Source organism: Bacillus pumilus (assembly GCF_009937765.1).
Taxonomy (GTDB): domain Bacteria; phylum Bacillota; class Bacilli; order Bacillales; family Bacillaceae; genus Bacillus; species Bacillus pumilus_O.
On record NZ_CP047089.1, the window covers coordinates 898,282 to 918,816 of the forward strand.

Sequence of the window (20,535 nt, forward strand, 5' to 3'; positions counted from 1 at the left end):
CAGGCAATCATCCTTCCGCTTTTAGCTCTAGCAATAGATCTCTTAATTCTGCTGCTTTTTCAAAATCAAGCGCTTTTGCTGCATCTTTCATTTCCATCTCGACCTTTTCGATCACTTTTTCTCGTTCTTTTTTGCTCATTTTTGACAGCTTTGGTGCTGCATTTGTTTCATATTCTTCCGATTCTTCATGTATCTTTGTTGCTTTAATGGCATCTCTAATTTTCTTATGGATGGTTTGCGGTGTAATTCCATATTTTTCATTATATGCCTCTTGCTGCTCTCGTCTTCGCTTCGTTTCTTGAATCGCAATATCCATTGATTTGGTCATTTTATCTGCATACATAATGACCCGGCCTTCTGAATTTCTCGCTGCCCGGCCAATCGTCTGGATAAGGGATCTTTCAGAGCGTAAGAAGCCCTCTTTATCTGCATCTAAAATCGTCACAAGCGACACCTCTGGAATATCCAGTCCTTCACGAAGAAGGTTGATTCCCACAAGCACATCATATTTTCCGAGACGTAAATCGCGAATAATCTCAATCCGCTCAAGGGTCTTAATTTCTGAATGCAGATAATTGACCTTGATTCCAATCTCTTTTAAATAATCTGTCAGATCCTCAGACATTTTCTTCGTCAGCGTCGTCACGAGCACACGCTCATTTTTCTCAATCCGCGCATGAATTTCTCCAATTAAGTCATCAATTTGACCTTCAATTGGACGCACTTCAATAATTGGATCAAGTAAACCTGTTGGACGAATAATTTGTTCCACAACCTCTGGGGTTTTCTCAAGCTCATAAGGACCCGGAGTGGCAGATACATGCACAATATGATTGATATGCTTTTCAAACTCATCAAAGGTGAGCGGTCTGTTATCAAGTGCTGAAGGCAGACGGAATCCGTGATCAACCAACACTTGCTTTCTTGCTTGGTCCCCGTTGTACATCGCGCGGATTTGCGGGACCGTCACATGTGACTCATCGACAACAATCATAAAATCATCTGGGAAATAATCAAGCAATGTATAAGGGGTTGAACCAGGAGGACGCAAGGTCAGATGTCTTGAGTAATTCTCGATTCCTGAACAAAAGCCCATTTCTCTCATCATCTCAAGGTCATATCTTGTCCGCTGCTCAAGGCGCTGCGCTTCTAGCAACTTTCCATTATCTCGAAGCTTTTCGAGCTGTTCCTCAAGCTCTTGTTCAATATTAACAATCGCTTTTTCCATTTTTTCTTCTCTAGTGACGAAGTGAGATGCTGGGAAAATAGCCACATGTTCACGATCACCGAGTATTTCTCCAGTCAGTGCATCCACTTCTCGAATACGTTCAATTTCATCACCGAAAAACTCCACTCTGATACAATGCTCATCACGTGAAGCAGGGAAAATTTCAACGACGTCTCCTCGTACTCGGAAGGTTCCGCGCTGAAAATCTATATCATTACGAGAATACTGAATGTCCACCAGCTTACGTAGAAGCTGATTGCGTTCAATCTCCATTTCAGTACGTAAAGACAGCACAAGCTCTCGGTATTCCTCTGGCGAACCTAAGCCATAAATACAGGAGACACTGGCAATGATGATGACATCTCTCCGCTCAAATAATGAAGACGTAGCGGAGTGTCTCAGCTTATCAATCTCATCATTGATGCTGGCATCCTTTTCAATAAATGTATCCGTCTGAGGCACATACGCCTCTGGTTGGTAATAATCATAGTAACTTACAAAATATTCGACAGCATTATTCGGAAAGAATTCCTTGAACTCGCTGTATAGCTGACCGGCAAGTGTCTTATTATGCGCAATGACAAGTGTCGGTTTGTTCACTTCTTTAATCAGATTGGATACAGTAAAGGTCTTTCCCGTACCTGTAGCACCTAACAGCGTTTGATGCTGTTTCCCCTGATGGATCCCCTCAACAAGCTTTTCAATTGCCTTCGGCTGATCTCCTTGGGGCTGATAGTTAGAAACTAATTCAAAGCGGTCACTCACATCAAAGCCTCCGTTTCGTTACGAAATCTATCTAATGAATATATTATCATAAAAGAACACAAAAATACGAACTAAAGTTCGGCTCTTGCTTGATTTTTATTTCCAATACAGTCATACCCTCTCTTCAATACCAAATAACCCTCTTGCGAAAACCTTCCTTTCAGTATGGAACATTTTGGTGAGAGATATGCGATGAGCAGAAAAAGAGAACAAAAAGAAAGCTGCACTCACTAAAATTCGTAAGCACAGCTTAAAAACGTCACCTTTCGGCCTCACACGCTCTTGATAATCACATCAATGATGTTTTTCAGCCTTTTCTCTCTTTTCAATTTCTTTTTTAGCCATATATAATGCACCAGCTACTAAAGAAATGATATCTAATCCTACAATAAAGTAGGTTTCTGTATAGCCCTTCATATACGAGGCAAATAAAAGCGCTGCTGTTAATGCAATGCCCACATAATGATTATAAGTCACCTTTGAAAATAAAATAACGAGCAGGAAAGGAAAAACAAGTGCAAATATGGCTTTTGTAATCACAAAAACCCTCCCTCTTCATGATCTACTCCCTTGATTATAGTAAAGTTTGGCATATTGAACAATTCACAGTTTTCAATTTCCCCTATTTTTCTTTCTGTTCGGAGACTTTTGTTTTAGATATAGTAGGAAATTAGTGAGAATGTCCCCTTTGTAAAGATAGGTCTTTCCGTCTTTGACAGTCACATCCAATAAATTCTATGATTAAAATGATAGTGCGCACTATCATTTTAGAAACAATAGAGAGATAGACAAACCATTGGCTATTTGGATAAGGGGGCATTCCCATGTATTCAGTTTTATTTCATGCGGCTGAAGAATCCGCATCACTCGCAGGGGCAAAAGGCCTGAATTTAATCAAATTAAACAATCACGGCCTGCCAGTCCCAGATGGATTTATTATCAAAACCAACAGCTTTTCAAGCTTTCTTTCATATCACAACCTGCATCCAACTGAACAAAACCTTGCTGACAAAATCAAAGAAGCATCGTTTCCTTCTCAAATGGAAGCAGAACTTCTTTCGTCCTTTCAATCATTACGGAAAACTTATCCCTCAGTTGCAGTCAGATCCTCTTCTGTTGCAGAAGATCTCGAAGGCGCCTCATTTGCAGGACAGTACGAGACCTATTTAAATATCAAAACAGATGAAGAATTCTTACAGGCTGTCAAAGAATGTTGGTCTTCTTACTTTGGAGTGAGAGTAACAGAGTATAAGGAAGAGATGGATGAAAACGAGGAAGAGATGCCGCTCATGGCTGTTGTCGTTCAAGGATTGATCCATTCTGATGTCTCCGGTGTCATCTTTAGTGAGAATCCCATAACAGGAAAAACAAATGAAATGATGCTGACAGCAAGCTACGGACTAGGAGAAGCAATCGTTTCCGGGCTTGTGACACCAGACACATTTGTTATAGACAAAGAGACACTTTCTATTGAAAAATCACTTGGAACGAAAGAGCTGCAAATTATTCCTTATCAAGAAGGTGTCATTGAACAAGCAGTGACGGAGGAAATGGCTGGTCAGTTTTGCCTGAATGATGACCAACTAGTAGAAATCACGCACATCACCAAACAAGTAGAAGCACTTTATGGTCATAGCGTCGATATCGAATTTGGGATAGCAAATGGCACATTTTATTTACTTCAAGCCAGACCGATTACCGCAGCTCTCTCAAAAGCAGCAGATGAAACAGTAGGGGCTTCTTTTCAAATGCAGCCAGACGAGCTGCAGGATTTCTGGATCTCAATGGACGATCATATGCCGGGTCCAACAAGTCCTCTCTTTTCAAGTCTGATCATCCCAGCATTAAAAAGCGGTATGAAGAAAAATGGTGAAAAATATCAAGTGCCTGATCTGAATATTAAAGATATTAAGCTCTATAGAGGACATCTGTATTCATCACCGTCACTGCCTGAAGCGAGTGCAGAAGCCGCACCAGTTTTTGATGAAAGCTTATTTGAGTTATTTCCGCATCTAAGTGAACGTATGTATGAAATTTTAGAGAAAAATTTCTTGCCTTTTTACGAAAAGCTGGATCTCAAAATAAAGGAACCGATGACCATTGAAGAAGCCATCATCGGCTTCGAAGAATTAAAAGCTTTTTATATACAAGCATATGATGATCATTTTGATATTGTCATCCCTCAAGTCATTTTATCAGCTATGATTGAAGATATGCTTGTGACGTATACTGGTGATCAATCACAAGTGATCCTACTGCATGAGATGATGATAGGCGTGATGAATAAATCACTTGAAACAGATAAGAAGCTATCTGATTTTGCAAAGAGTGTCCTTCAAGATAAAGAACTTTATCAAGCATTTATAAACAATGAAAAGAATTCAGAGCTGCTTGATGCACTCACTCAATCGGAAAAAGGCAGACACTTCATTTCGACATTAGAGGAATTTCTTCAAGTTTATGGTTGGCGATCTGTGAAAAGTCATGACCTTACGGAAAAGACATGGGTGGAAAACCCTGAGTTTATCCTAGATATCATCAGAAACAACATTCAACACCAAAGTGATTTTGATGAAGAATTTGCACAAGCCGTCATCAAAAGACAAGAGACATATGAACATTTTATGAGCCAAGTGAAGGATGAAGCATTTAAAACGAAATTTGAGACACTTTACCAATTTGCTCTACAGGCTGCTAATATCCGTGATGATCATCACTTTTACATTGATGCCATGTTAGATGCTAAAGCCAGAGTATATCTATTAAAGATTGGCGAACTTCTTGTACAAAAAGGAACGCTTCCTCATCAAGAAGATCTATGGTATCTCTACGATGAGGAGGTACACACAGCGCTCACAACGTCTACATCATTTGATACAGTCATCGCACAAAGAAAAATTGACATGAAAGAGAATGAAGCCATCCAACCACCAGCTTATATGGGCACCCCCACTGAAGCTGAATTGCAGCAAGCAGAAAGAACGCTCGGTTCATTAAGAGAAAATGAAAACAACACAAGCGATATGATCTATGGAATTGGCGCATCTAGCGGTATTGTTTCTGGAAGAGTAAAAGTCATTACATGTGCTGAGGAATTCTCACAATTTCAAAAGGATGATATTTTAGTTTGCAAAACAACCACCCCTTTATGGACAAGCTTATTTAGAGATGCAAAAGCAGTCGTAACCGATGCTGGAGGCATTTTATCTCATTCAGCTATTATCGCAAGAGAGTATATGATGCCAGCTGTCCTAGGAACCCGAATAGCAACAGAAACACTTCAATCCGGTGACCTTGTGACAGTAGATGGAAGCAATGGACGTATTCAGATATTAAAACAGCATGCACGTGTCTAACTAGATCATATTGGCGGTCATAGGTTTTATCGGTATACTTACTTTGTTGCAAACACATTCATAACCTGAGGTGAGTATGCTTGTTAAAATCTACAAATCAACGAATCATTCGCGCAACAATGGATTTATTGACTGAAAAGGGCTATCAAAAAACCACAACAAAAGAAATAGCTAAAAAAGCGAATGTCAGTGAAGCAACTATTTTCCGCAACTTTAAAAACAAACGCGGCGTGATTGCTGCCATTATGAAAATGAAATCAACGCCAACAAAAACCTTAGAAGCAGAATTCAAAGGGGATTTGTACACCGATTTAAAGTTTCTCGGTTCCTATATCCTTGAACATTTAACTTCAAAAAAAGAATTTATTTATATCAGCATGCGAGAACCGGCAATGTTTAAAGATCTGACTAGTCATGAAAAAATTTATCCTCAAGAACTAAGGGAAATGCTGATACAATACTTCAAAAAGATGAGCGTTCAACAGCATGTCTTAAAAGGAAAAGAAGACATTTATGCAGACATTTTCATTAGTACGTATTTTGGTTTTTTTACTCAGCAGCTTGAGCAAGACTTCCAGCTCGTATTAACACAAAAAGAGGATTTTATTGAGACATACACACACATTTTCATGAGAGGAATTTCTCCCGCTTAAAGGGTGGAATTCTTCTTTTTCACAAAAGGTGGTATACACATTGAGGTTACAAAAAGAGAGCTTGATCATCTATTCTTTGTTACTTGGAGCTATACTAGTTCCGGTCAACTCAACGATGATCGCAGTCGCTCTATCATCCATATCAACATATTATGATCAATCCATTTCAAACATTACTTGGGTTGTCACCATTTATCTTATTGTCATGGCGGTCACCCAGCCTATCGCTGGTAAGTTAGGAGATATATACGGACACCGCCGCATGTATTTAACCGGAGTGACACTCTTTTTAATCGGCTCGATTGGCTGTGCTTTAGCACCTAATCTAGCATTTCTCATCATCTTTCGCTCCATTCAAGCAGCTGGCGGGGCTATTTTAACACCGAATAGTATCGCTTTGATTCGTGCAACAGTCTCACCCGAAAAACTGTCTAAAACAATGGGTTACTTTGGATTTGGTGCTGGTATTGGTGCCGCTCTTGGGCCTTTTATTGGATCGATTCTCATTCAGAGTTTTGATTGGCATTCTATATTCTTAGTGAATATCCCATTCCTATTTCTTACACTAGTCACCGGTGTTTTACTTATTCCAAAGGTAAAGCATACACGTATACACGCAAGAGTAGATATGATTGGTTCATTGTATTTAACCATCGGAATTGCCACAGTCATTCTATGCTCAAAAAGCCAGCTATTAAATGAATATTTCATTTATGGCATTCTAGCATTGATTGTCATTCCTTTATTTTTTAGACATGTACGGAAAGTAAAGAATCCGATCATCGATTTGTCCCTATTTAAAAACAGTTCATTTACAAATGCGAATCTATCGATCATGCTAAGTAATTTTGTGATGTATGCCATCCTCCTCATTATGCCGCTGTTTATGGAACAACAACTGGCCCTTTCTCATACACAAAGTGGTATGATTCTATCGGTATTTTCTCTTTGTATGTCTCTTAGCGGTTTATTAGGCGCAAGACTCCATCCAAAAAAAGGCGCGAAAAAAATGATTCGCTTTTCATTTCTCTGCCTCACTTTATCAGGCATCATGTTAATTACACTGAGTCAGTATCCAACATTACCACTGCTTATGGTGACACTAGTCGCGGGGGGAATTTCATCAGGGATTGGTATGACAAGTATGCAGATGGCTTCATTAACAGCTGTTGATCAAAGTTTATCTGGTTCGGCCTCTGGTATTTTCTCAACCTTTCGATATTTTGGCAGTATCATTTCGTCGACATTGATTGGTATCATGAGTGGTTTCCAATCTTTATTTATTGTATTAATGTGTGCAGGAATCCTTGGCTTCCTTTTATCCCAACGCGTCAAAACGAAATCTACCTCCCCATCATCTGGGCATTCCGCCTAATGACTCCCTGCGCTCTATGCCGATTTAGAGCGGGGGAGTTTTCATTATTTTTCTCACTGTAAGCTATAATTGGCAAAGGAATCAAATATTGAAAATCCTTTTTTAAAGATGAAAAAAAGCCATCTGACTAGATAAACAAGAAACTTTAAATCGAATTATCCTCATTCATCCACCTACATTCTGTTTTTCATCTCTTTCAGCATTGATAACTTCGATTTTTTTTCACAATTTTTGTGGTATGCTTTTTGAAAATAGAGGACTCAAAGGAGCGGAAGAATGGCACGTCTAAAATATGTTTTGATCTATTTATCAGCTCTATTGTTATTCCTGTCAGGCTGTGGAAAAGACCAGCAGTTTACTCCACCTGGAAACTCTCAATCGATCGCGGTCATCTCTCAATTAAAAAAAGCCTCCTTTTCAATCGTTGATTTACAAAAGAATAAAGTGATCTCTTCCGTTGATTTAAAACATCCGCTCACTGATCTTATCCAAATCAACAAAGACGTCATCATCGCAACTAGTAAAGAAGGAGAATCGCTTATCGAAATTAATTTAAAAAAAGGTACAGCAACAGATTATATGGATGTGAGTAAAGGACTGACTTCCCTTACATATGATGCAGTTTCTCACACCTTAATTGCAGCGGATTCACAGAAAAATGTCGTTTATTTTATTGATACGCAGCGTAAAAACATAAAAGCAACTGTGAAGACTGGAAAGTTACCTTCTTCTATGACACTTTCTCCGGCAGGTACTTTATTCGTATTAAATGCAGAAAGCCATACTGTCTCTGTTATAGATATTGAGAAGGAAAAACTTATACGTACGTTCTCTGTGCTTGAACGACCATCTGGTATTCATTTTGATGGACAGTCCATTTGGATTGGTGGTCACGGAAAGCCAGGCACCTTAAATAAAAGCATTTTTGCTTACGACCCTAAAACGGGTAAAAAGCAAAGAGAAATGAAACTAGGTGTTATGCCTGTTGCCTTCTTCTCAGAGAAAAATTCTTCTACTTTATATGTACTTTGTCATGGAGATCATACGCTATACAAAGTAGATACAGAAAAGAATAAGCAGCTTGCTTCTGTTGAGACTGGTCAAAATCCTAATTATATTAACGCTGATACCACATCAATATATGTGAGTAACTTAGATGACAATTCAGTATCAATTATCGATAAACATACATTCATGATGAAAAATCGACTGAATGTCCCATCAGGACCCTATGCTATCGTGTTGGAGGAAAAGAAATGAAAGAACAAATGCATATATTAATCGTAGACGATGAGTTCGATATGCTTGAGCTAATCGGATCCTTCTTAAGAAGACAAGGCTTTCACATTATCACAGCTAATAATGGAATGGAGGCCTTACGTCAGCTTGAAAAGGAACCCGTTGATCTTGTTGTACTTGATATCATGATGCCTGATATGGATGGATTTGAAGTCTGCCAGCGTATTCGGCAAACTTCTCAAATTCCTATCTTATTCTTAACAGCTAGAAGTTATGAAGAGGATCGAATTAGGGGCCTAGAAATTGGTGCGGATGACTACATCATGAAGCCTTTCAGTCTACGTGAGCTTGCAGCAAGAATTGAAACAACTTTGAGACGAATTAGGGGTCTTTCGCTAAAGCGCAGCCGCATACAGTTTGGTGACATGGAGATCGATCAGGATGGTAGACAAGTTTATATCCTACAGGAGCCCGTTAATTTAACTAGAAGAGAATTTGATTTACTCATGTTTCTTTTACTCAATCAAGGCCAAGTGTTTTCACGAGAACAGCTCTATCAAAAATTATGGGAATCACATTCTACGAGCGGCTCTTTACGAACAGTCGATACACATATCAAAACGCTAAGACTGAAATTAAAGGGAGCAGAACGGCATATTAAAACCGTTTGGGGTGTCGGTTATAAGTTTGAGGAGGAAGAATGAAGCCTTTATCGATTAAAAAGAAAGTGCTCTTCTTAATCCTTGTAGTGACCGGAATTGTTGCTGCCTCAGCTCTTGCCCTCACCTATTACTTATACCAGCACTTATATGTTGATAAGCAAATTGATTCCTTAAGTTTACAAGGTAAAAAGCTGGCACAAATCTATCATCAACACGGGAAGGATACGTATTTTACCGATAGAATAAAATGGTCTAACGATTCGAGTCAGGCGAACATTATTTTTACAGATGATCCAATGGAGCTTTCAAGTGGGCTTCCTTTTGATACGAACACAAATGATAATCTCATCACATTCAAAGAACGCCAAAAGCTCCTTCAAGGGGAAACCGTCGTGTTGATTAGAGAACACTCACAGTTTCATCAAGATATTCTTGGCATCGCCATCCCTGTTTTCTCAAGCAAAGATGAGCTATCGGGGACAATTTTTCTATCCATGCCCTTATCGGATGTATATGAACCTTTTGTCCAAATCAGATTGACACTTGGCATATCTATTTTATTAATCCTGCTCCTGATTTTCTTTATCGGATATAAAAGCTCCAATCAAGTCGTGCGGACAATTAATCAAATGAAAGAAATTGCGTTGGAAATGGAGTCTGGTGATTTTTCAAAACGGATGGCTGTGACCAAAAACGGTGATGAGTTAAACCAGCTGAGCCGCTCTTTTAACAAACTGTCTTCTACCCTTGAAAAAGTTGAGCAGCACCGCAGGGAATTTCTTGCGAATGTCTCCCACGAACTTCGAACTCCCCTAAGTTATATGAAAGGATATGCTGAAGGTATTGAAGAGGGCATTATTGATCAAAAAAAAGGCATGCAGATTATTCAAAACGAATCCACACGATTAAGCAGGCTCGTACATGACCTTCTGGATCTCGCGCAGTTAGAGGGAGAATCTTACCCACTAACGATGGAGCCTCTCGTCTTTGCACAGCTTATTCATGATGTTCTTGATCAAATGAAATTCATTGCTAGTCAAAAGGGAATCTCGTTCAACCGAGCACTCGAAGAGGATTGTATTATTTATGGTGACAGCGATCGACTTGAACAAGTCGTTCGTAATTTATTGGACAATGCCATCCATTACACGCCATCAGGAAAGTCGATTTCGATTGAATTATTCATTCACCAAAACATTGCTGAATTAACTATTACAGATGAAGGTAGCGGAATTCCAAAAGCAGAACTCCCTCATGTTTCTGAGCGTTTTTATCGAGTGAATAAAGCGCGCACAAGAAAAGATGGCGGCTCTGGTCTTGGACTAGCCATTGTGTATCAAATTATTAAAAAACATCGTGGCACGTTCGTTCTTCAATCTGAACAAGGCATAGGTACGACCGCTATTATACAATTACCAAGTGCAGAGAGCACTGAAATTCCGCCTGCCCCCTCGTAAAATAACATGACACCTTAAACAAAACAGCTCTTTTCTAGAGCTGTTTTTATTCAACAGAAAAATAAAAAATTGGCCTTTTTTTATTCATAATTTATTCATATTTGCTTGTTACACTTTTTTCAAGTTAAGAAAAAGGAGTGACAAACTTTTGATTAGACGCTTTCAAAAATTTGATCTTTATTTATTTTTCATATTAATTTTATCTGCCATTTTAAACATTTATAACATTTGGAACAACGATACAGTGAACGCTTATTATACCGCAGCGGTCACAAGTATGATGCAAAGCTGGCATAATTTCTTCTTTACTTCGTTCGATCCCTCAGGTTATGTCACGGTGGATAAACCACCGCTCGCCTTCTGGCTGCAAACGATCAGTGCCAAAATTTTCGGACTGCATGGCTGGAGTGTGATCTTACCCCAAGCTTTAGCTGGCATTGGATCAGTTTATTTAATCTATCGCCTAGTCAAACCTACATTTGGGCAGGCTGCTGCAAGACTGTCAGCACTCATTATGGCGTGCACACCAATCGCAGTTGCTGTATCTCGTACAAATAACATTGACAGCTTACTCGTTTTTATTCTTTTACTCGCAACAGCCATGATGTTCAAGGCTGTAAAACAGCAGAAGGTACTTTGGGCAATTGCTTCTTTTGCAATGATCGGTATCGGTTTTAATACAAAAATGCTTCAAGCGTATATGATTGTACCGGCTCTCGTCTTGTTTTACATCATCGCCTTCCGAACGACATGGAAGAAAAAGTTGTTATCACTATTGATCTCAATGATTGTTCTTTTAAGTGTATCTGCTTCTTGGTCTATAGCGGTTGATCTCACATCCAAAGATAATCGTCCTTATATGGGATCAAGTCAATCGAACTCAGCACTAGAATTAGCCTTTGGTTACAACGGTCTTCAGCGGTTAACTGGACAACAGTCTGGCGGGAGAGGCGGTACAAATCAGGGGGAGGGGCAGCCACCTTCACAGCAGGGTGATCAGCAAAATGACAATGAATCATCCAACATGACTCAGCCGCCATCCAGTGGTAATCAAAACAACTCAGACAATTCAAACCAATCATTCAACCAGCAACAGACTTCAATGCAAGGACCACCACGCAGTGCAGGCGGTAATAGTGATGGACCTCCAAATGGCGGGGGCGGAAAGATGGGAAGTGGTTCTGGCATGTTTGGAACAGGAACAAAAGGGCCATTACGTCTGTTCCAATCTGAATTGTCCGATCAAATCAGTTGGCTGCTTCCATTTGCGCTCTTCGGTGCGATTGGTATCTTCTTCTCGACAGTCTTTGAAAGAAGACGTCTCAATACAAAACAAAAAGAAACACTATTTTGGTTAGCTTGGCTTATACCCGTTGCTGCATTTTTCAGTATAGCAGGATTTTTTCATCACTATTATTTAATCATGCTGGCACCGCCAATTGCTGTATTAGCAGGAGCCGGCTGGGTTTCTATGACTCAATTGTTCCAAACAGGAACTGGCTTTAAAAAATGGCTGCTTCCTATTGCGATATTCGTCACAACCGCATTTGAAATCCTTATCCTATCCACATTTACAAGCACGATCGGTCTTGGACTAAGCGTTGCAGTCGGTATCATTGGTATTGGAACGATCCTTTCTCTACTTTTGATAAAAGGAAAAGAAAAACTAAAACAATTCGTGTCTCTCATCGCCATCCTTGGCATGATGATTGCACCACTATACTGGGCAAGCACACCTCTTCTTTATGGAGGAAACAGTATGCTTCCAGAGACTGGTCCTCAGCTTGCAACTTCAAGTGGCAGCATGAGTTCACAAGTCAATGAAAAGCTGATCAGCTATCTTGAAAAAAACAATACGGGAGAAGAATTCCTATTCGGAACAACAGATGCAACCACTGCTTCGCCTTACATTATTAAAACAGGAAAAGCTGTTATGGCATTAGGTGGATTTAGTGGATCTGATAACATTCTCACACTTAGTGAATTCAAGCAGTTCGTCAAAGACGGTAAAATCAAATACTTCTATCTTTCTGGTATGAGAGGCGGTAGCTCTGACATTCTCACTTGGATTCAAAAAAATGGAAAAGAAGTAGCTACTTCTAACTGGCAGAACAGCTCTACATCCAAAACGAATCAGCAAACAGACAGCTCAGACAGCCAACAATCAGAACAAAATAATCAGTCTAATGGACGAATGGGCGGAATGGAGAGCGGCACTCTTTATAAACTATCCGTTGATTAATTCATCTATTAAAGGGAGGAACGATGATTGATGGAAAAGAACATACAATATTCTATTGTAGTCCCAGTGTATAATGAAGAGCTTGTGATTCATGAATCGTATCAGCGCCTTAAGACCGTCATGGATTCAACGGGAGAAGCATATGAGCTTCTCTTCGTCAATGACGGCAGTATGGATCGTACAGCTGAACTGATTAAAGGGTACTGCCAGACCGATTCGAATGTGAGACTTATTGATTTTTCTCGTAACTTTGGACATCAAATTGCCATTACAGCGGGAATGGATTATGCAAAGGGAGAAGCTGTCGTAGTGATTGATGCGGATTTACAAGATCCACCTGAATTAATTTTAGACATGATTGAAAAATGGAAGGAGGGCTATGAGGTCGTATACGCAGTCCGTTCCAAGCGAAAAGGCGAAACAGTTTTCAAAAAGTACACCGCTTCCCTTTTCTACCGAGTGTTACGTCAAATCACCGAAGTAGATATTCCTATTGACACCGGCGACTTTAGACTGATGGATCGTAAAGTATGTCATGAAATGAGAAAAATACGAGAGAAAAACCCATTTGTCCGCGGATTAGTGAGCTGGGTCGGTTTCAAACAGGTTGCGGTAGAATATGTTCGGGATGAGCGGCTGGCAGGAGAAACAAAGTACCCTCTCAAAAAGATGCTCAAGCTCTCAATGGATGGGATCACATCTTTTTCTTACAAACCTTTAAAGCTAGCCAGCGTGACAGGTATTGCACTTTCAGCTATTGGCTTCATATCGATGTTTCTAGTTTTATATTTAAAACTTTTTACAAACAGCACCATCACCGGCTGGAGTTCATTAATTGTCATTCAGCTATTCTTTAGCGGGATTATCCTCTTTATGTTAGGCATGATCGGAGAGTATATTGGCCGAATTTACGATGAAGCCAAGGACCGGCCGCTTTATATCGTCAGAGATAGCTATGGCCTTCAGGCTAAGCCACATCCAGTTCAATCCCCTGTACATTTCAAGCAATATAAACAGCATTAAAAAAAGCGCGCGAGACCTCTTCAGAAGGTCCTGCACGCTTTTTAGCTTATACGGCTGTTTCAAACCGTTTTCTATTAATAAAGAAAGAAAGTGTAATGATTAAATAAATGCACATTGTGACCAGCGTTTGGACAATTGGTGTATTTAATACAACGCCGACAAAAATGGCCATGATCGCAATGACGGAAAACCACGTTGTGAAAGGATACAGCTTCACGCGATATCCGCCTGGCTGTGCGACGCTTCGAGATTTCAAATGACCAACGGCAATGATAAACCAGATGAATAGAACTGTGTAACTTAAAGAGCCCATCAAGTAATTAAACGTTTGACTACCTACAAAAAGAGAAATCAATACAGCTGCATACAAGGTAGATGTACATACAAGAATCGCTCGAACAGGCACTTGTTGTTTTGACAGTTTAGAGAATCCTTTCCATACACGGCCATCCATTGCCTGTGTAAATAGTACTCTTGAAGAAGCGTACAGACCAGAGTTCATAGAAGACAAGATTGCTAATAAAATAATCCCGTTCATAATATCACTTGCATATGGCACACCAATCGTTGCAAACACCGTAACGAATGGGCTCACTTGTTCATTGTTTACTTGATTCCAAGGAATTAAGCTGACGATGATGAAGAACGGAAGTACATAAAAACCGATGATTCGTACAAATGTACTTTGAATGGCTTTTGGGATGACTTTTTCAGGGTTTTTCGTTTCTGCTAATGTCACCCCAATCATTTCAGTTCCGCCATATGAATACACAACAACTAGCATTGCCGCAATTAAGCCGCCCGTTCCATTCGGGAAAAATCCTCCGTGGTCGGTTAAGTTGGATAATCCAGGTGCTGCATGCTGTCCGAATGAGACAAACAGCATCGTTAACCCAATGATAATAAATAAAAGAATGACAGCAATTTTAATAGAGGCTAACCAGTACTCTGTCTCAGCAAACATTTTGACTGAACAAACATTGATCAATGTCACAACAAGTGAAATGATTAACACAAGTGTCCAAATTGGTACTTGTGGGAACCAGTACTGAATAAAGATGGCAGACACGATCGCTTCTGCTGCAATGTTTAACACCCACATTTTCCAATAGATCCAATCTAAGAAATAGGCGGGGTATTTGCCTAACACAGGTTCAATTAAATCACGGAATGTTCTAGCGCCAGGTCGTGCAACTGTCATCTCGGCAAGTCCTTGCATAATAAATAATAAAATAAGACCACCAATCATATATGCCAAAATGACAGCAGGACCCGCGATATCAATGGCAGAACTGCTTCCTTTAAACAGACCAGCACCGATGGCACCGCCAAGTGCGAGCATCATGATATGCCTTGACGTCATTGTTCGTTTTAACTGCACATGTTCCTTTTCCATTTTCTATAGCTCCTTTAAATTTGAATCTTCAGACAAAAATAAGATAAAAGCATATAAAAAGGCCAGTCATCTCCTTGAAGAGACGACTGACCTTGCAACCGCGTTACCACTCTTATTGACTCAGACATAGCTGAATCCAACTTGAAACCCGATAACGGAGGTCACACGTAAAGACTTACTATTTATTCAGTCTTGCCGCTCCTTGAGCGAGTTCAATGATTCGTTTTACTGCGTTGCACCACCCCGCAGCTCTCTTAGAAAACGGATATTCATTTACTATTCTCAAGTCAAAGCGTTTTATAGTCAATTTGTCTATTTATCAAAGATTTTATTTTTTAAATATACTGACTAACCACGCAATTGTCAACAGCCTTTTTCAGACATTTCCTATTAACGAATCCAAACGGCTACTTCATCCATCGGACGACGTGTTTTGCCGCGCTTTGGCTCGATGACGCGATACCCAAAGGCAGCCATGACAGAGATGTCGTACTGACCATCTTCGAGTAATCCTTCCTCCTCAAGCATACGATGAATTTCGTCGTAGCTGAATCCCTCAATAGGGCAAGAATCAATGCCAATTTGTGCCGCGGCCGTCATCATATTACCGAGAGCAATATACGTTTGTTTAGAAGCCCAATCGAAGAGCGTACGGTCAGTTTCCATCAAATGAAGATCATTCTCTTGGAATTGTTTGTAGCGTCCTTTTACCATCTCAAACGTTTCGTCTGTCATTCCCTTGATTTCCTTGTTGATATACTCTGCATATGGTGAATCATAACGGGCGTCTGTTCTTGCCAAAATGATCACAAAATGGCTGGCAGTTGGCAGCTGCTTTTGCGCACCCCATGTATATTCTTTTAATTTCTCTCTAAATGATTCATTTTGAACGACGAGGAACTTCCAAGGCTCAAATCCGACAGAGCTTGGGGAAAGTCTTCCTGTCTCTAAAATGAACGCAAAATCATCTTCTGGAATCTTTTTCGTTGGGTCAAACTCTTTTGTCGCATGACGGAATTCATACGCCTCAATGATTTCTTTTTTTAATTGCTCTTTGTCTCGCATGGTATTCATCCTTTCTACTGAACGATTAGGGTGTGAAGTTTCACCAATCCAATTTCTTTCCATTCCCATATAGAAATAGTTATGATAAGAAAACAAACAACCCGAATGTGTGATGTGATATCTCTATGGTAAAAGAAAAGCTTCCCATGATTCAAGTACGCACATTTTTGTTCGTTAGGTACAATCATGTTCGTTTATCACCCATTTCGCCTTAGAAAGGAGTGTAAAAAGATGAGTGCACCATCCAATCCAGTCAGTATTGTCAATCATGGCTGTCCCGTTTCAACCACCTCGAGTGTAATAGGAGGAAAATGGAAAGGAGTGATCCTTTATCATTTGACTTGCGGTCCAAAACGATACAATGAATTACGCCGACTTCTACCAAGAATTTCTCAGCGTGTTCTTACGCTGCAATTGCGTGAGCTAGAACAAGATGGCGTTGTTCACAGAGAAGTCTATGAGGAGGTCCCTCCTCGTGTTGAATATTCACTCACTTCTCTAGGAGATACGTTAAAACCTATCATCTTCGCTATGCGTGAATGGGGCGAATCCTATGGAAAAGAAGCGCGCCCAAAAGAAAAAAGCTGCCATCTCTAGCAGCTTTTTTTATGATGAAATCGCCGTTGATTCTTGCTGTGGATCATCCTTCACAAACAGGATGCCAAGCTGATGATGCTCCCCTTCGTAAGAAGCGCGTTTCTCAAACCTTGTCTGACCATTCAAGCCAATGATCTCAAGCTTTGTCAGAGCACGATTGGTTTGAAGGGCTTCGTAAAATTCCGAAACGGTTTTGACTTCTATTCCATTCACCTTTGTAATGACTTCTCCGATCTCAAGCTTTAAATCAGCTGCAGGTGTATTCGGAATGATTCCGAGCACCATTAGCCCTTGATTACGTTTAGAGAAGTAGAATGGAGCCGCATTGTCGTTGACTCTCTGTTTCCATGAAAGGAAAGCTCTTCCGGCAATCGCTATGAATACAGCTCCCCATGCAATCGGCTCAAACCAAATACTTGCAGCACCTAGTAAAGCAACCACGAGCCCAAGCATGAGAATACGCCGTGCTGTAATTTGAATGCTAACAATTGGCAGTGATCCTTGAATCCGCTGCCCAAAACCGAGAATGTATGGAATCAAAATAAATGAAAAGCTTTGATCGTGCACTTGAAGCACTGGCCACCATGGCAGAGAAGAAGTAAATTCACCTGCCGGCATCAGCAAAACAAGCGGTAAAAGCCATAGGCGGTTTGCCCGCTGCTGGCCAATCAAAAGTCCTCTCGCACTCATCACCATTGCAGGCGATGTTCGTAAATGTGCCGTTCGATAGGCTAGAATCCCCTCGGTCATTAATAAAAGACCTAGCAAAATAACAACGGCTGATGCATTCATCATTGAGAGCTGCGGCAGCCATGAATGGCTCACTTGGAAATACAACAGGCCAAGCGCCGCAATAAAACTGAAACCGAGTGTGTATGCAGACGAAAGCGCACTCGCCTTAAAGAATAAAGAGAAAACGATGGTCATCGCTGCAATCATCACGATGAATCCAGGCGGGAGGGCAATCCCTAAGCCTACTGAAATAATCGATAGGCAAATTCCTAGAATCCATCCTTTTGAATATGTAAATTTAAGTTCATCGTATACATCTTCTATTCTCGTTTGAAACGCTTTTCTCTCCCGCTTTACGCGGATGTAGCCATGTAACAGGCTGATTAATATCATGAAATAAAAAAGAGGGTGGATTAAAAACAGACCGACCGCTTTTAATCCAGCTCCCATCCACTCCGAGCTCATTATCGTTCACCGCCCAAGTCAAGCATTTTCTCTTATTCTATCAAATAAATCGATGCTTGACACCAGGTTTATTTCTCCTGATTCATCCAAAGTGTGACATTCGACAGTGAAAAATCTTTTAAGTAGTGATTGACATCTACATCTAGTATGCCGCCAAGCAGCTGCATCGATCTCTTGATGTCGGTTAAGTTTATACCAAGTCTCTTATGATTATCCATTAAATAATTGAAGTATATCTCAGCACAGTCTTCATCGATTTCGTCGACTGATTCTACCGTTGTGTAATTGACCAAGTACCTGCTTAACAGCATGAGCAGACTTAATGCCTTTGTAGCGGAAAACGTCACATCTTTCGTACGACTCTTAAGCTCCTCTACCAACTCGTAATATTTTTTCTCTCTCACAATACTTGCCCTTTTCAATTGTGTACCCCCATTTACTAGTTCTTTTAAGAAAAGCGCAAACCTCGGTACAGCTCAATGCTCAAGCTGAATATCCGCAAAAAATAAAATATTTAAAATGAGTGCTACTTTATATTGTAAGAATTATTTATGTAACATACAACTTTCAAAAGTTTCATTTTCATGACATGTTTAAATCAACAGAAAGTCTCTTATATAAATATGTTATCGGGTAAAATCGAAGGAATGTTATGTTTTTTGTAAAATAAATGAATATATTTCTCGATATAATTTATTTTTAAGAAGAAACTATTACATGTTTGTGACACTTATGAACCAAAAAAAGAGGCATTTATTCGCCTCTTTATTTTTTAAGATATAGTGCTTTTAGTGCAGTTTGCAGTTGAAGATCATTTTTTTCATAGGATTTCACTTCATCCACCATTTTGTTCATCATTTTCGCTGTCTTCAGGTCAATTACACCTGATTTATCGAGATTGTATGTGCTTTGGAAGGCTAATACCGCCTTTTTCGTTTCTTCATCAAAGTAGCCGTCTACTCTGCCGGGGTCGAATGACAATCCCTTTAATAGCGTCTGTGCTTGTCTCACTTCTTCATTGTTCATATCAAGCTGAAGAGGTTCTTTCAGTTGAAGCGGTCCTACAGTAAAGTAATCTGGCTGATGAATTGCAATCGTTGGTACGACACCTTTTTTGTGAATCCAATTTCCTTTTGGCGTGAGCCATTTATACAGCGTTAATTTAATGTTACTGCCGTCACCCATTGGAACCGCCTGCTGCACAGTGCCTTTCCCGAATGAGACATCACCGACGACTTCATATTTTCCGGCTTCTTTCATCGCACCAGCTAGTATTTCAGAAGCGGATGCACTCCCTTTATCAATTAAGACATTAACTGGGTAAGGTTTCTGTTCCTTCCGCTTTGAAAAATATCGTTTCCTGTCGCCGTTCCGCTCTGCAATTTGAATATAAGGTTGATCTTTTGTAATAAAGTGCTTCAAAATATCTTCTACACTTTGCAGATAGCCGCCAGGGTTTCCTCTTACATCAAGCACAAGACCTTCTATGCCCTTTTTCTCGAGTTGTTTCAGGCTTGACGTGAAATCCTTCGCAGTATCTTCTGAAAAGCTTGAGATCGCGATATAGCCTGTTTTATGTCCATTTACCTCTTTCACAGAGGAAGTCACGGTTTCAAGTGGGATTTCTTCTCGTTTGATTTGGAATGTTAACTCTTTTTCAATCCCATTTCGTCTGATTTTCAGAGCGACGGATGTTCCTTTTTTCCCTCTAATTTTCAGTACAGCATCATTTAAGCTTTTTTCTTTCATCGACTCACCATCAATGCTGATGATTTCATCTTTCGGCTTTAGACCTGCTTTTGCTGCAGGAGATTTTTTAAAGGCAGAGACGATAATGATTTTTCCTTCATCCATCCCTACTTCTGCCCCAATTCCCTCAAAAGAAGAATCAAGCGAATCAGAAAATTGCTTGGCGGTTTGCTTGTCCATGTATACTGAATACGGATCATTTAAAGTTGAAAGCATTCCTTGAATGGCGCCTTCCAGCAGCTTTTGGCGATCCACTTCCTCTACATATTCATTCGAAATAAGGTCATAGGCTTTCTCGATTTTCTCCATCCCATTCTCTTTCGCCTTATCACTTGATTGAGCTTGTCCAGCCACTGCAACAGCTGCTTGCGGAGACTCCGCATGAGTTCCCTCTTTATGCGTCATCACCCCTGCACTAATTAGTAGAACGACACTTGCCATAATAGATGCAATTTGTTTTTTCATATTTGGCCTCCTTCTTCAACTCTTCCTGATGACCTGAGTTATTATATGCCAGAAGAAGGGATTTCA

General features: G+C 40.1%; 16 protein-coding genes and 1 other annotated feature. Of the genes, 9 read left to right on the top strand and 7 right to left on the bottom strand.

The window, feature by feature from the left end; translation table 11 throughout:
* Positions 1 to 7 precede the first annotated feature (7 nt).
* Together uvrB and GPS65_RS04490 are read right to left on the bottom strand one after the other, a co-directional pair.
* Complete coding sequence (uvrB, locus tag GPS65_RS04485; RefSeq protein ID WP_088001102.1) at positions 8 to 1,993, bottom strand: excinuclease ABC subunit UvrB; 1,986 nt, start codon at positions 1,991 to 1,993, stop codon at positions 8 to 10.
* Between the two features lie 294 nt (positions 1,994 to 2,287).
* Complete coding sequence (locus tag GPS65_RS04490; protein ID WP_012011392.1) at positions 2,288 to 2,533, bottom strand: CsbA family protein; 246 nt, start codon at positions 2,531 to 2,533, stop codon at positions 2,288 to 2,290.
* Positions 2,534 to 2,817: 284 nt separating this feature from the next.
* Between GPS65_RS04490 and GPS65_RS04495 the strand changes: the two genes are divergently transcribed.
* The 8 genes from GPS65_RS04495 (at position 2,818) to GPS65_RS04530 (ending at position 14,000) form a co-directional block, all read left to right on the top strand.
* A complete protein-coding gene (locus GPS65_RS04495) occupies positions 2,818 to 5,349 on the top strand; it encodes a PEP/pyruvate-binding domain-containing protein (RefSeq protein WP_119125440.1) in 2,532 nt (843 codons plus the stop codon).
* A gap of 80 nt (positions 5,350 to 5,429) precedes the next feature.
* A complete protein-coding gene (locus tag GPS65_RS04500; RefSeq protein ID WP_119125441.1) occupies positions 5,430 to 6,002 on the top strand; it encodes a TetR/AcrR family transcriptional regulator in 573 nt (190 codons plus the stop codon).
* A 40-nt stretch (positions 6,003 to 6,042) separates the two neighbouring features.
* Positions 6,043 to 7,377, top strand: a complete 1,335-nt coding sequence (locus tag GPS65_RS04505) for an MFS transporter (RefSeq protein ID WP_119125442.1) — start codon at positions 6,043 to 6,045, stop codon at positions 7,375 to 7,377.
* Between the two features lie 276 nt (positions 7,378 to 7,653).
* Positions 7,654 to 8,637 (top strand): YncE family protein, encoded by a 984-nt coding sequence (locus GPS65_RS04510; protein WP_012011396.1) that lies wholly within the window; start codon positions 7,654 to 7,656, stop codon positions 8,635 to 8,637.
* Positions 8,634 to 9,320: a response regulator transcription factor gene (locus tag GPS65_RS04515; protein WP_119125443.1), complete on the top strand. Its 687-nt coding sequence runs from the start codon at positions 8,634 to 8,636 to the stop codon at positions 9,318 to 9,320. Before GPS65_RS04510 ends, GPS65_RS04515 begins: the two co-directional genes overlap by 4 nt.
* A complete protein-coding gene (locus GPS65_RS04520) occupies positions 9,317 to 10,735 on the top strand; it encodes a HAMP domain-containing sensor histidine kinase (RefSeq protein WP_088001092.1) in 1,419 nt (472 codons plus the stop codon). The genes GPS65_RS04515 and GPS65_RS04520 overlap by 4 nt, the downstream gene beginning before the upstream one ends.
* 148 nt (positions 10,736 to 10,883) lie before the next feature.
* Positions 10,884 to 12,977, top strand: a complete 2,094-nt coding sequence (locus tag GPS65_RS04525) for an ArnT family glycosyltransferase (RefSeq protein ID WP_119125444.1) — start codon at positions 10,884 to 10,886, stop codon at positions 12,975 to 12,977.
* Positions 12,978 to 13,007: 30 nt separating this feature from the next.
* On the top strand, positions 13,008 to 14,000 hold the full coding sequence (locus GPS65_RS04530; protein WP_012011400.1) for a glycosyltransferase family 2 protein: 993 nt from the start codon (positions 13,008 to 13,010) through the stop codon (positions 13,998 to 14,000).
* 46 nt (positions 14,001 to 14,046) lie between these two features.
* Here GPS65_RS04530 and GPS65_RS04535 read toward each other — a convergent pair whose 3' ends face one another.
* Both GPS65_RS04535 and GPS65_RS04540 read right to left on the bottom strand, forming a co-directional pair.
* Positions 14,047 to 15,396: an amino acid permease gene (locus GPS65_RS04535; RefSeq protein ID WP_012011401.1), complete on the bottom strand. Its 1,350-nt coding sequence runs from the start codon at positions 15,394 to 15,396 to the stop codon at positions 14,047 to 14,049.
* Positions 15,397 to 15,471: 75 nt separating this feature from the next.
* Positions 15,472 to 15,696: a binding site (T-box leader), on the bottom strand.
* A gap of 90 nt (positions 15,697 to 15,786) precedes the next feature.
* Positions 15,787 to 16,461 carry an NAD(P)H-dependent oxidoreductase gene (locus tag GPS65_RS04540; RefSeq protein ID WP_012011403.1) on the bottom strand — a complete coding sequence of 225 codons (675 nt, stop codon included), beginning with the start codon at positions 16,459 to 16,461 and terminating at the stop codon, positions 15,787 to 15,789.
* A gap of 231 nt (positions 16,462 to 16,692) precedes the next feature.
* Between GPS65_RS04540 and GPS65_RS04545 the strand changes: the two genes are divergently transcribed.
* Complete coding sequence (locus tag GPS65_RS04545) at positions 16,693 to 17,058, top strand: winged helix-turn-helix transcriptional regulator (protein WP_003213136.1); 366 nt, start codon at positions 16,693 to 16,695, stop codon at positions 17,056 to 17,058.
* A gap of 9 nt (positions 17,059 to 17,067) precedes the next feature.
* On the opposite strand, the gene GPS65_RS04550 is transcribed toward GPS65_RS04545, so the two are convergent.
* The 3 genes from GPS65_RS04550 to ctpB form a co-directional block, all read right to left on the bottom strand.
* Positions 17,068 to 18,255: a PDZ domain-containing protein gene (locus tag GPS65_RS04550; protein WP_012011404.1), complete on the bottom strand. Its 1,188-nt coding sequence runs from the start codon at positions 18,253 to 18,255 to the stop codon at positions 17,068 to 17,070.
* 68 nt (positions 18,256 to 18,323) lie between these two features.
* Positions 18,324 to 18,677, bottom strand: coding sequence for a swarming motility protein SwrAA (locus GPS65_RS04555; RefSeq protein WP_007500014.1), 354 nt, complete (start codon positions 18,675 to 18,677; stop codon positions 18,324 to 18,326).
* 343 nt (positions 18,678 to 19,020) lie between these two features.
* On the bottom strand, positions 19,021 to 20,469 hold the full coding sequence (gene ctpB, locus GPS65_RS04560; protein ID WP_119125445.1) for a carboxy-terminal processing protease CtpB: 1,449 nt from the start codon (positions 20,467 to 20,469) through the stop codon (positions 19,021 to 19,023).
* Positions 20,470 to 20,535: the final 66 nt, after the last annotated feature.